General features: G+C 34.4%; 16 protein-coding genes. 6 read left to right on the top strand and 10 right to left on the bottom strand.

The window, feature by feature from the left end; genetic code table 11:
• Positions 1-2: 2 nt before the first annotated feature.
• Positions 3-905 carry a diguanylate cyclase domain-containing protein gene (locus SAUT_RS06265; protein ID WP_013327034.1) on the bottom strand — a complete coding sequence of 301 codons (903 nt, stop codon included), beginning with the start codon at positions 903-905 and terminating at the stop codon, positions 3-5.
• 89 nt (positions 906-994) lie between these two features.
• Between SAUT_RS06265 and SAUT_RS06270 the strand changes: the two genes are divergently transcribed.
• The 3 genes from SAUT_RS06270 (at position 995) to metE (ending at position 5,104) form a co-directional block, all read left to right on the top strand.
• Positions 995-2,401 carry a leucyl aminopeptidase gene (locus SAUT_RS06270; RefSeq protein WP_013327035.1) on the top strand — a complete coding sequence of 469 codons (1,407 nt, stop codon included), beginning with the start codon at positions 995-997 and terminating at the stop codon, positions 2,399-2,401.
• A 41-nt stretch (positions 2,402-2,442) separates the two neighbouring features.
• Positions 2,443-2,643, top strand: coding sequence for a hypothetical protein (locus SAUT_RS11275; protein ID WP_013327036.1), 201 nt, complete (start codon positions 2,443-2,445; stop codon positions 2,641-2,643).
• A 181-nt stretch (positions 2,644-2,824) separates the two neighbouring features.
• Positions 2,825-5,104: a 5-methyltetrahydropteroyltriglutamate--homocysteine S-methyltransferase gene (gene metE / locus SAUT_RS06275; protein ID WP_013327037.1), complete on the top strand. Its 2,280-nt coding sequence runs from the start codon at positions 2,825-2,827 to the stop codon at positions 5,102-5,104.
• A 13-nt stretch (positions 5,105-5,117) separates the two neighbouring features.
• On the opposite strand, the gene thpR is transcribed toward metE, so the two are convergent.
• Positions 5,118-5,630 (bottom strand): RNA 2',3'-cyclic phosphodiesterase, encoded by a 513-nt coding sequence (gene thpR / locus SAUT_RS06280; protein WP_013327038.1) that lies wholly within the window; start codon positions 5,628-5,630, stop codon positions 5,118-5,120.
• A 54-nt stretch (positions 5,631-5,684) separates the two neighbouring features.
• Here thpR and SAUT_RS06285 point away from each other — a divergent pair, with 54 nt between their 5' ends.
• Both SAUT_RS06285 and SAUT_RS11360 read left to right on the top strand, forming a co-directional pair.
• The gene (locus SAUT_RS06285) at positions 5,685-6,143 is read left to right on the top strand and encodes a Mut7-C RNAse domain-containing protein (RefSeq protein ID WP_013327039.1); all 459 of its coding nucleotides are present in this window, start codon (positions 5,685-5,687) and stop codon (positions 6,141-6,143) included.
• Between the two features lie 66 nt (positions 6,144-6,209).
• The gene (locus tag SAUT_RS11360; protein ID WP_013327040.1) at positions 6,210-6,368 is read left to right on the top strand and encodes a hypothetical protein; all 159 of its coding nucleotides are present in this window, start codon (positions 6,210-6,212) and stop codon (positions 6,366-6,368) included.
• Positions 6,369-6,377: 9 nt separating this feature from the next.
• On the opposite strand, the gene SAUT_RS11580 is transcribed toward SAUT_RS11360, so the two are convergent.
• On the bottom strand, positions 6,378-6,509 hold the full coding sequence (locus SAUT_RS11580; protein ID WP_013327041.1) for a hypothetical protein: 132 nt from the start codon (positions 6,507-6,509) through the stop codon (positions 6,378-6,380).
• Between the two features lie 210 nt (positions 6,510-6,719).
• On the opposite strand from SAUT_RS11580, the gene ychF reads away from it, so the two are divergent.
• Entirely contained in the window at positions 6,720-7,820 is a 1,101-nt protein-coding gene (gene ychF / locus SAUT_RS06290; RefSeq protein WP_013327042.1) for a redox-regulated ATPase YchF, read from the top strand.
• A 125-nt stretch (positions 7,821-7,945) separates the two neighbouring features.
• Here the strand turns inward: ychF and SAUT_RS06295 are convergent, their stop codons facing one another.
• The 7 genes from SAUT_RS06295 to SAUT_RS06325 form a co-directional block, all read right to left on the bottom strand.
• Positions 7,946-9,202: an alginate export family protein gene (locus SAUT_RS06295; RefSeq protein ID WP_013327043.1), complete on the bottom strand. Its 1,257-nt coding sequence runs from the start codon at positions 9,200-9,202 to the stop codon at positions 7,946-7,948.
• A 74-nt stretch (positions 9,203-9,276) separates the two neighbouring features.
• Positions 9,277-9,585: a hypothetical protein gene (locus SAUT_RS06300; protein ID WP_013327044.1), complete on the bottom strand. Its 309-nt coding sequence runs from the start codon at positions 9,583-9,585 to the stop codon at positions 9,277-9,279.
• The gene (locus SAUT_RS06305) at positions 9,585-9,983 is read right to left on the bottom strand and encodes a chaperone NapD (RefSeq protein WP_013327045.1); all 399 of its coding nucleotides are present in this window, start codon (positions 9,981-9,983) and stop codon (positions 9,585-9,587) included. Before SAUT_RS06305 ends, SAUT_RS06300 begins: the two co-directional genes overlap by 1 nt.
• 16 nt (positions 9,984-9,999) lie before the next feature.
• The gene (locus SAUT_RS06310) at positions 10,000-10,443 is read right to left on the bottom strand and encodes a PAS domain-containing protein (protein WP_041675452.1); all 444 of its coding nucleotides are present in this window, start codon (positions 10,441-10,443) and stop codon (positions 10,000-10,002) included.
• Positions 10,444-10,456: 13 nt separating this feature from the next.
• Positions 10,457-11,410, bottom strand: a complete 954-nt coding sequence (locus tag SAUT_RS06315; protein WP_013327047.1) for a WD40 repeat domain-containing protein — start codon at positions 11,408-11,410, stop codon at positions 10,457-10,459.
• Positions 11,410-11,907 carry a ferredoxin-type protein NapF gene (locus tag SAUT_RS06320; RefSeq protein ID WP_013327048.1) on the bottom strand — a complete coding sequence of 166 codons (498 nt, stop codon included), beginning with the start codon at positions 11,905-11,907 and terminating at the stop codon, positions 11,410-11,412. The genes SAUT_RS06315 and SAUT_RS06320 overlap by 1 nt, the downstream gene beginning before the upstream one ends.
• Positions 11,908-11,916: 9 nt before the next feature.
• Entirely contained in the window at positions 11,917-12,585 is a 669-nt protein-coding gene (locus SAUT_RS06325; protein ID WP_013327049.1) for a nitrate reductase cytochrome c-type subunit, read from the bottom strand.
• Position 12,586 lies beyond the last annotated feature (1 nt).

Below are 12,586 nucleotides of genomic sequence, written 5' to 3' on the forward strand. Positions count from 1 at the left end.
TTCTAAGCAATAAAGATTTTTCCATATCTTTGTTGCTTTGCTTCATGAAGGGCATATTTAGCTCTTTCTATCACTACCTTCATCTGATCATCTTCCATAAAACTTGTAATGCCAAAAGCAATTTCAAGATTTAGATCTTTTAATGCTTCTATCCTTGAAAGCTCAACACTGATTTTTTTAATGAAAGCTTCTGATGCTTTTTCACTGGTATTTGTAAGTACAATAATAAAATCAGATCCTTCCCATCGAGCCAAAACATCTGATGCCCGAATTAAATTTTTGAGTTCTTTTGCAAATATTGATATAATTTGTTCACCACGGCTTAAACCAAACATGCCTATAATCTTATTTATATTTATAAGACTAAAATAGACAATAGTTGTGTCAGTTTTATAGCGGTTAAAGTAATCTATTTGGTGCTTTAGTATAGCCTGCATCTGCATTTTTGATGTTAATTTAGAGAGTTGGTCAACCGATGCAAGATTAGCAAGCTTGTCCATTCTTAATCTATACTCTTGCATTTTTAAAAACTCTCCACAGTGATATGAAACCCTGCTGACAACTTCAAAAGATTCAAAAGGTTTTTTAACATAATCACAGGCACCGGCTTCAAAACATTCACGAAGTTTATCTTTAGAGTAAAGTTCTTCACTGTCTAAAAAGATAGTCGGAATTTTCACAGAACTATCAAATTCACTCTCAAATATAATTTCATTGGGCTTCAAATAATTAATACTCACATTTACCAAGATAAGATTGTAATCAAATATACTCTTTTTGATTGTATTAAACGCATCTATATCTAAGACTGCTTTACATGTAAACTCATTCTGTACAAGCAATGTATTTAAAACATCAAAATTATGCTGATTCACTTCTAGTATTAAAATTTGTTTTTTTTCCATATAAATATTTTATCCTAAATTTGCCATTTTATTCTTTGTTGCTAATATTTTGCTATGATATAAAAAATAAATTTACGAAATGGAACACTATGAATATAAAATTAATCGCTTCCCAAGCATATGACGCACCAAACAATTTAGTTGTAGAATTTATTACTAGCAAGGAATTAGGCTCACACAAATCCTACAAGCTGCTTAACAAAGCAGGTTTCAAAGCTAAACAAGACAGTATATGCTCTTTATATGAAAAGAACTTACTTATGTGCGGTATTGAAGACAACAGCAGTGATAATATCCGCAGTGCTGCTACAGCAGCAATAAAATCTCTCAAAACATCAAATTATAAATCTGCAAGTATTGCGGTTGAGAAAAACAGTATAAAAGCTGTCGTAGATGCAATAGTACTCGGCGGATATGAGTTTAACAAATATAAAACAAAAAAAGAGAAATCAAAACTAAAAAATATTTACCTTACATGTAACGATGTAGCAGCTCTAAAAGAGGCTTTTGAAGAAGCCGTTATCATAGCTGATGCAACATGCTATACACGTGACATCGTAAATGTAGCGCCGGATGATTTAAACCCACCCTCTTTTGCAAAACTAGCAAAAAAATTAGCACGTAAAAATTCTCTTGAGTGTACCATTTTAGGAGAAAAAGAGCTGAAAAAAGAAAAATGTGAGGCGATGCTTGCAGTCGGACGTGCATCATATTATGATACAAAACTTCTTCATTTAGCATACAAACCAAAAAATCCAAAGAAAATCATATCTTTAGTTGGAAAAGGTTTAACATACGACAGCGGCGGACTCAGCCTGAAACCTGCAACTTCTATGGTAACTATGAAAATGGACAAAGCCGGAGCATGCGCAGTGCTAGGCATCATTAAAGCAGTAAGCGAATTAAAACTTGATATTGAAGTGCATGCTTTTGTAGGAGCCGTTGAAAATATGATAGGCGGTAATGCCTACAAGCCTGATGATGTGTTAACATCTCGTAAAGGAGATACTATTGAAGTGAGAAACACAGATGCAGAAGGCCGTTTGGTTCTTGCCGATGTACTTGATTATGCACAGGAAAACGTAGAATCTGATTACCTTTTTGATTTTGCAACACTTACAGGTGCATGTATGGTTGCTCTTGGACAATACACAACAGGAGTAATGGGACATTCAAACAGATTAAGACATGACATTTCAAAAGCTTCAGGCAGAGCCGGAGAGCTGACAGCTTCGTTGCCATTCAACAAATACCTGAAAAAACAGCTTAAAAGTGAAATTGCAGATATCTGCAATATTTCAAACAAACCATACGGTGGAGCTATTACGGCAGGACTTTTTTTAGACAACTTTATAAAAGAAGAAAACAAAAACAAATGGCTGCATTTTGACATAGCCGGAAGCGCTTATACTGAGAGTCCATGGGACGTGAATGTATATGGAGGAACCGGTGCCGGTGTTCGTTTTATGAGTGAATTTTTAAAGAGCATAAAATAATTGTGATATAATTTCGAAACAATTTTAAAAAAGGAGAGAAGATGTCATTAAAAGAACTGTTTATTGCAACTGCATTAGCATTATTTAACAGCTCAAAACCATGTCACTGTCATCTCTTTTTTACCATCAAATCAAAATTGATGGTTTTACTCAACCACTACATTCCGAGATGTCCTTTTTACACTGTATGTTTCGCATTTCGCCGTAGTGGTGTACACCCTCCTCTTTCACTATCCCTTTAATATATTCGGAAGCAAGATTTTCAAGCACTAAATGCTCTTCGGAACCTAGACTTTAGTCTAGGCTAAATTGCTTTAAAGCCTAAGGGCAAGGTTAAAACCTTGCTTCCGAAAAAAATCAAAAAACTTTACAAAAACAAATAAAAATTATTGTCAGAAATGACACAAAACAAAGGATATAGTTATGTCAAAAAATACGTATATAGTAGGATTTCCAAGAATTGGAGAACAAAGAGAACTAAAATTTGCACTTGAGAATTTTTGGGCAAAAAAAAGTGACTTTACAGAGGTTCAAAAAGTAGCCAAAGAGCTCAAACAAAAACATTGGGACTATCAAAAAAATGCAGGTATTGAACATATCAGCACGAATGATTTCTCATTATATGACAATATGCTCGATATGGCTGTAACGCTTAATGCCGTACCTAAACGATTTGCAGACCTTAAAGATGAAGAACTCTATTTTGCAATGGCAAGAGGAAACAAAGAAGCCGTTGCTATGGAAATGACAAAGTGGTTTAATACAAACTACCACTATATAGTTCCTGAATTATCACTGCAAGACAACTATTCTTTAGATGCAAAAAAAATCATAGCAGAGTATAAAGAGGCGCAAGAACACGGGCTTACATGTAAGATTAATGTCATAGGACCTATTACATTTTTAGGACTCAGCAAAAGAGTTGACGGTGGAGATACTTACGAGTTATATTCTAAAGTTTTAGCTGTTTATGAAGAACTTCTACAAGAATTGGCAAAACTTGATGACACAGTTACAGTGCAAATAGATGAACCAATTTTTGCCAAAGACCTTGATACAAAAGTACTCAGTCTTATAAAACCGACTTATGACAAACTCTCCAATGTATCTTCAAACATTAAAATTGCCGTAGTATCCTATTTTGAAAATTCATGCGAAGCAACTAAAATACTCGTCAATACACCTGTTTGGGCGCTTGGTCTTGATTTTTTATACGGCGAAGAAAACTTTGATTCACTCGCACTCATCGCAAATTCAAACAAAACACTCATTGCAGGTGTGGTAGATGGTAGAAATATTTGGAAAAATGATATTGAAAAAACAATACATTTGCTTGATAAAATAGCGTTACATGTAAACAAGGAAAATATTTTAATTTCCTCATCATGTTCATTATTACATGTACCCTTTAGTTTGAAGTATGAAGAAAAAATGAACCATGAGATAAAAAATTGGCTGAGTTACGGTATTGAAAAGCTTAATGAAATAGCTTTAGTTTCAAAACTCTTCTTCCATGGAAAAAGTAGTTTGAACGAAAATGAAATTACTGCTTTAGAAAAAAATACAGCAGCAAACAGTTCAAGAAAAACATCAAAACTCATCCATGACGAGAATGTTCAAAACAGAGTAAAAAACATCACTAAATTGCAACGTAATGGAAACTATGAAGAGAGAATCAAAATACAAAAAGAGAAACTTCAATATTTGCCGCTTGCGACAACGACTATAGGTTCTTTTCCTCAAACACCGGAAGTAAGGCATGCCAGACGTGAATATAAAAATGGGAATTTAGACAAATTAAGCTATGAAAATGAAATGAAAAAATATATAGATGATTGTGTGGCTTTTCAGGAAGAGTGCGGACTTGAGATTCTAGTACATGGTGAGCCTGAAAGAAATGATATGGTCGAATATTTTGGAGAACAGCTCAATGGTTATGGATTCAGTCAAAACGGCTGGGTGCAAAGTTATGGCAGCCGCTGTGTAAAACCGCCTTTTATTTACGGTGACATATCTCGTCCAAAGCCAATGACTGTGGACTGGACAACGTACGCACAAAGCAAAACTAAAAAAATAATGAAAGGTATGCTCACGGGTCCTGTCACAATTTTAAACTGGTCTTTTGTACGTGACGATATGCCAAGAAGTGAAGTAAGCAAGCAAATTGCACTTGGGATATGTGATGAAGTAGATGATTTGCAAAAAGCAGGCATTAAGATGATTCAAGTAGATGAAGCTGCTTTTAAAGAAGGCTATCCTTTGAGAAAAACAAAAGTGCAAGAGTATGAAGACTGGGCTGTAAGAGACTTTAAACTTGCTGTCAGTTCTGCACGTAAAGAGACGCAGATACATACCCATATGTGTTACAGCGAGTTTAATGACATCATCGCTACAATTGAAGCCATGGATGCAGATGTCATATCCATAGAAACTGCCAGAAGCGGGAATGAACTGCTTAAAATCTTTGCAAAAGTCGGCTACAAACAAGAAGTAGGCCCCGGGGTTTATGATATTCACTCACCACGTATTCCAAGTGTAGAAGAAATTGTCACACAAATCTATTCACTGCTTGAAGTTCTGCCTAAAGAGCAGTTATGGATAAATCCTGACTGCGGACTTAAAACCCGCAAATACGAAGAAGTGAAGCCATCTTTGAGAAATATGGTAAAAGCGGTTCAAATTGTTCGTAACGAAGTGAACTAATATAGTTGGAGTCCTATTTGTGGGCTTCTTCTATTTTGCTGATACATTCATATTTTGCACCATCCGGATGCAGGTGACTTTGCATCAGTTGAAAACTTGTGTCAACGCTGCCTAAATATTTTTCCCTGTATGTAAGCATTACATGCTGAAATTTTTTTGTATCATTTATCTTTTTTACTCTCATCAGAGTAACATGAGGAATAAATAATTTTGTTTGTTTTAATTTTAATGACTTACAAATATTTAAATGTATGCGTTCTAATTCTTTGCTCGTTGTTTTTGCATATAAAATTTTATTATGTGTGAAAACATCCAATGATTCTAATGTTAAAGGAGGAATATTTTCCACTAATAATGGCAATTTACTTAGCAATTCATCTAGGCTGAATTTATCTCCAAAATAGCAAATCGTAATATGCAAATTTTCTTCTGGCGTCCATTTTCCTCTTAAAATATTTGAAAAATTAGACTTTATGATTTCATAATTATCAAGATGCACTTTTAAAGCTAAAAATAAACGGTTCATAAACTTGAGTATATCACCTGAGTGCTTTTAATTCTCTTTTGTGTATAATATCTCATGAATACTAAACAACCGCCGACTTTCATCGCTGATTGTCACTTAGGAAAACTTGCAAAATACCTGAGAATTATGGGGTTTGATACGCTCTATTTCAGCTCAATTGATGATAATGATTTAATTGCATTGGCTCGAGCAGAGTCGCGTACTATTTTAACACGTGACCGAGCCCTACATGAGAGAAAAGAATCTCCTAGCTTTTATCTTCAACCCATTAGCAATTTAGCACAACTGCAAGCACTCCAAAATCATTTTCATCTCAAAAAGTACCAACTTACAAGCCGTTGTCTTATCTGCAATATTACTCTAAAAAAAATAGAAAAAGCTGAAATTGAAGACAAACTGCCTCCAAAAGTGAAATACTATTTTAGTGAATTTGAAACCTGTCCGAAATGCCATCGCATATATTGGCATGGGGATCACTATAAGCGTATGATGAGTATTATCCACGCCATTTAACTTATTTTTATATAAACATAAGGAAGAGTAGCTTAAGATACTACATATTAAATTAAAGGATACAAAATGATAGACAAGAAAAAAGTAAAAAAAATAGCCAGAAAGGAATTAAAAAATCTACTAAAAAAAGAGTTCAAGCAGGATATAAAAAAAGACATCAAAAGTTACAACAAAAAAGAAAAAGAAGAAAAAAAATCTAAAAATAGCAAAAAGAAGAAAAAGTAAGCAAAAAGCTTACTTTTGAACTTCTCTACCCAAGTTCTTTTCTATTGCATCTATAATTTTTGCCACCTGTGTTGAAACACTTGAACCCTCACGGCAGTCATTTGATGTCGGAAACATTGCAAATTCTAAAAATACACTCATAATAAATAATCCTTTTTAAAAAGTACAAAAGTATAACTAAAATAATGTAATATTAAAAAATCAAGCGTCCTTCGGAAGCAAGGTTTTAACCTTGCCTTTTAGGCTTTAAAGATGCACTGCCCAGGTTGAAACCTGGGTTCTCAAGAGCTAGAAGTCTCTACCTTAAACTTAATACGATATAATTGCAAAAAATATTTATAAAGGGTTATCATGGGATTAGCAATAGGCTTGGTCGGGCTTCCAAACGTCGGTAAATCAACAACTTTCAATGCATTAACAAAGGCACAAAACGCGGAGGCGGCTAACTACCCATTTTGCACTATAGAACCCAACAAAGCAGTCGTTCCTGTTCCTGACAAAAGACTACATGAACTCGCAAAAATCGTCAACCCGGAAAGAATCCAATACTCAACACTTGATTTTGTCGACATCGCAGGACTTGTAAAAGGTGCGAGCAAAGGTGAAGGTCTTGGAAACAAGTTTCTCTCAAACATTCGTGAAACAGAAGTTATACTTCAAATTGTAAGATGTTTTGAAGATGAAAATATTGTTCACAATGAAGGAAGTATCGACCCTTTACGTGATGTTGAAATCATCGAAGGTGAATTAATTTTAGCAGATATTGAAGTACTTGCAAACAGAATAGAGAGACTGAAAAAACAGGCAAAAGCCGATAAATCGGCAAAAGCTGTTTTAGAAACGGCGGAAGAGCTTTTAGAGTTCTTAGGTGAAGGTAATTTAGCACGAAACTTTGAAAAAGCAGACTCTGATGAATACAGACAATTAAACAATGAAGTAAGATTTTTAACAGATAAAGAAATTATGTACGGTGCAAATACTGATGAAGACGGTCTCTTAGAAGACAATGAATATGTAAAAGTTTTACGTGAACATGCTGAGGCAAATAAATGTGAACTTATTAAACTCTGTGCAAAGGTTGAAGAAGAGCTCATAGGTCTTGAAGATGATGAAGCCAAAGAGTTTTTAGATGAACTCGGAGTAGAAGAATCAGGTTTGGAGCAAATCATACATAAAGGTTTTGACAAGCTTGGTCTTATGAGTTACTTTACAGCAGGTGTCAAAGAGGTTCGTTCATGGACAATCCGTAAAAATTCAACAGCTCCAAAAGCAGCAGCAGCCATTCATAATGACTTTGAAAAAGGTTTTATACGTGCTGAGGTTATAGCCTATGAAGACTTTGTATCATGTGGCGGTGAAGCAAAAGCAAAAGAAGCCGGAAAAATGAGACTTGAAGGTAAAGAGTATATTGTTCAAGATGGTGATATTATGCATTTTAGATTTAATGTTTAATGTATGTGAGAAAAGTGCTTAGATAAATAGAAATTTATCTAAGCTTGGAGTTAATATGAAATTTGTAGAAACTCTTTTTTTAAAGCAAAGCCGAGAAGCTTTGCTTGTGGAATGAAACTCGCTTTTTATTTTAGAGCGAATTTATAGTCTAAACCAACCCAGATTTTTTGTACATCATTTGTATATCCTGTAGCTGTACCTTTTGAATAATCTGCATATTTTAAAAGACCTGTTAAATTATTAACACCAGGAATTTTGTTTGTATATACAGCATCAAATTCTGATCCTAAATCATCAGTACCAAGACCTGTTGTTGTATCAGCAGTAAAGTCATGATAAACAGCCAATAATTTTCCAAGTCCTTTTGCAGTATAACCTAAACGTACATTAAAGTCTTTTAAACCACCTGATGGAGTACCTAAAAACATATCTGCCCAACCGTTAAATTTATGACCTGTTGCTAAAGGAGTAGAAAATGCAGTTTCAGAACCACTTGCATTAGCACCACTTAAGAATTCATAATTAACACCGGCTAAGATACCATTTACATTTGCACCTAAATCTAAGTTGTAGTAGTATGCATCAGCTTTTCCCGTAGTAGGTGTTTGAGTACCTTTTTCCATTGTTGCATCATTTTGTGAAGCATATTCAGCTCTGTAGTTTAGTTTTGCCATGTCAAGCTTTACATTACCTGTTAATGCTAACCCATAAGTGTCATGTGTATTAGCAATCATATAATCATAAGCAGTTACTTTCAACTCAGGCATTACATTGTATACAGCATGTAAAAGTACTGTATTTGTATCAGCAGTTGTTGTCCCGCTAACACCTGCAAAGCCATAAACCCATGCAGCCAAAACTGAAAGATTTTTGATAGAATTGTTTGCAACAAACACAGAGTCATAAGAACGCTCTAATTGTCTCCAACCAACTGTACCGATAAATCTTTGGTTATCAAGATTTACTTGACCACGACCTGCATGCAATAGAGTATCGCCTACTTTATAATTAATTGCAGCATTAGAAATCATTGCGTCTTGAGGATCAACAACTTTTGAATACGGCTTTGTACCATCAGTATAACTTGTAGTCCCGTCATTGTATTCATGTGAACCAAAGTTATTTACAGAAATACCGCCAATTGTCGCTGTTAAACCATCTACACCAAGCAAATCAGCAGTTACTGACAATTTTGTTCTTGCAGTATAAGCATTTGCATTCGCTGTTGCCGTATTACCATCATCTACATTCTCATAACGAGGACGAATCTCACCTTTAAGCTTCATATTATCTAAGATATTAATCCCGTCAGCACTCGCGCTAACACTTAATCCGCCTATAACTAATGGCAGTGCTGCCATTGAAAGTAACAATTTTCTCATTTCTCTTCCTTTTTTTAAATTCATCTAAATTATAACTTATATAACTTAAGTAATTCTTGATTTATATCAATTTTTTAGCTTTCTTCCTTTTTTTTCTCTGCAACGGGTGTAATCGGCTCACCTCGTTCTTCTTCTATCTTCGCACGATGTTCTGCCATTATGTTTCTTATCTCATCCATTACAAAAGGAGGCACATTCTCATCCTTAAGCCATTTCACTTCATCAATATGTCCGCCGTAATCATCTCCGAGCTTTTCAATGTTTTTTTCAAACTCATCCATATCAAAACAAGCCTCAGTACGACCGTCTGTTTCATCTTTGAGTTCTATGAACCATTTGTCACTGTCATCTAATTTAATAGTTGCTGTAAAAACGACTGCCATTACTCAACTCCGTCAGGGTTACTTAAACTTTTAGCAAACTCTTGCAGTTCATTGTCTTTTTTCTTCAAATCTCCGTGATATATAACACGATCAATATCAACATCTGCATCATTAAGAACATTTGGTACGGCATCTGATTCATTAATGACTTTTATGTTTTCATCAAGTTCATCTTCGGAATATGCCATTTGCATATCAGCGGCTATTACATGTGGAATTGCTTCTATGACTTTTAATTTTCCAAGTTCTTCGCTGACATCTTCACCTTCTATAGTAATAATTACACGCCCTTTTTCATCATGTAAGTGATAATCACAAACTTCACAATCTTTCAAACTTTGTACAACTTCATCTAAAAACTTTGGTAGTGTCTGCACTACTATACTTGAAACATTCATATTATCTTCCTTAATTTTATGTATAAATTACTTTTCGTATTCTTTCGTTCTTTTCACTTCTCATTTTATCATACAATCTCTGATATTTTAACTTTGTTTCATATGTTATAGGTGTTCTGAGTGATTTGTACTCAACCAATTCACCATTTTTATATACACCTGAGACAAGAGCTTCCACCCAGTAAAAACCTTTGTCTTTTCTGAGGTTTTTCACTATACCTTTCCATTGTTTTCCCGCTTTTATAGTGTCCCATAAGTCTTCAAAAGCCGCACTGGGCATATCTGGATGTCTTACTATAGAGTGTGCTTTACCTATAATTTCTTCTTGAGAGTACCCACTGATATCACAAAATGTTTCATTTGCATACGTGATTCTTCCAGACAAATCTGTTCTTGAAATAATCAATTCATCTTCTGGGACCTCTGTTTCAACTAAAAACTCACTTTGTGTAAATTCCATCATCCACTACTCCTTATTTTATTTTGTAGTACCCTACTTTAGGTGAACTACTATTTATAAAAAATTCTTTCTCATTTATAAAATAAATGCTGTTTACAACCATTTTAGTAGCTTTATATTTTCCTAAAATCTCTCGTGTATTAGTATTGAAAACTTCTACATCATTATTAATATCGCTGCTATATGCCGCTAAGTTACCACTTGGACTCAATCCGACACCATATACAAAAAACTTTGATGTTTTGTAGTAAGCATCGCCATTTTTTAGGTTATACACACCTGCACGTCTATCTTGCCCACCAGTTAAAACAACATGCCTCTTAAAGTCAATACTAAAAATATTATCAACGTTTTGACCACGGAGTGTTTTTGTTTTAGCTCCGTCTTTTGTTGCAAGTATATGCACTATTCCACTTTCATCAGCAATGGCAACTAAAGATTTGTCATTATTAAGTGCAAAGTTGGAAAATTTAGACATAGAGGCCTGTGTTGTCCAGTTTTTCTTGTTTGATTTAATATTATAAGAGATAATGTCATTACTGATAAGTGCTATTAAAATATTATCTTTATCAATAAATTTAGCTTTTATAATATTGAGCCTGTCACTGCCGGATATGATTACATGTAAACCCGTAGCATCAAACAAATGTACCCTGCTATAACCGCCGTTGTCTTGTGAAAGTATCAGTAAAGAACCATTAAACATATCAAGAGAAAATATTTTTGAATCTATTTCATCACCCATAAAATCTTTAATTTTATCTAGTCTTATGGTTTGAATCTTTTTTTTACTTTTTGTATTAAAAACTTCTATCTTTCCATCATCCGCTGCACAGTAAAGTTTTTGTTTGTTGTACAAAATATCCGTCACTAAACCTGATGAAATTTTATATGTATAATCAGGCTGCACTAAACCTTTGGCATATATACTTGAAAACAGTAAAAACAGGAAAAAAATATACTTCATTAGCTTACCTTTAAAATATCGATTGCCTCTGCGGGGCATCTGCCTATACAAAAACCACAACTTGTGCATTTGTCATTTATTTGGGGCATAAACATTGCCTTAAAATCTATAGCATCTTCCAGACAGGGATCTTTACATGAAAAACACATAACTCCCTGCCAACTCAAACATTTGTTTTTATTTATCACTATATCGGCATATATTTTACTTTTATTTTCTACCAACAAAACATCACTTGGACAAGCAATAGCACACTCATCACAATATGTACAGCCACGTTTACTAAAATCCAAATATGGTGTTTTATCTTCACCTATAATAATAATCTGCTCTTGACACAAAGAAGCACACTGTGCCTCACACTTTTGACACTCTGTGGCAAAGGCATCTAAATCATTATAATATGGCGGCCTTATAACAACTTCATCATTTTCATTCTCTCTTACTGCCTCTTTTGCAGAGGAAGAGAGAAAGCTAAAGAGCTCTCTTCTTTCCAAAATATTCCTCTACTTGTCTGTATTGATATTTTTCATCCATTTAGACTGATTCCAAGATGATTTACTAGCACCATCTGGAGCAGTATAAGTTGGTTTAAATCCATTTTGGTCAACCAAAGAGTTTGTAGCTTGAGGAGCATGACACTGAGAACAGTTAAATCTACCTGCATAGATTTTATCCTCTTTTTTATCAACTTTAATCGAAACATTTGACTGAGTCTCTGATGAAGTGTTTTTAATAGCTTTACCATTTTTCAAAATTTCATCACCTTTGACTGCCGTATGCGGTCTAAAGTTTGTAAAGTGTGAAACAGGAATCGGCGTTGCTCCCATTGATGATGCAACATCAGGCATATGACACATAAGACATTGATTGTTATCTTTTGTAATTGGTAACATTCCTGTCGTATCATGAGGAATCATAGGTGGAGCATCCTGAAATGCTCTGGCAATTTTTTTAGATGTACCAGGAGCAGCTGAATGATATTGCACTGCCGGTGGGACAACATCCTCTTTTAAAAGGTCTGTCGTACCTCTATAACCTAATTGACTTTCATCTAGAATAGGCTTTACTTGTGTTGTATTTTGGGCACTAGTTTGTGTATTAGCACCATTACAGCCTACCAACAACAAAGTTGCTGTTGCTAAACCAATTGTAACTTTTGTTAAAATTTTCATT

It is taken from the genome of Sulfurimonas autotrophica DSM 16294, from assembly GCF_000147355.1.
GTDB classification, from domain to species: Bacteria; Campylobacterota; Campylobacteria; order Campylobacterales; family Sulfurimonadaceae; genus Sulfurimonas; species Sulfurimonas autotrophica.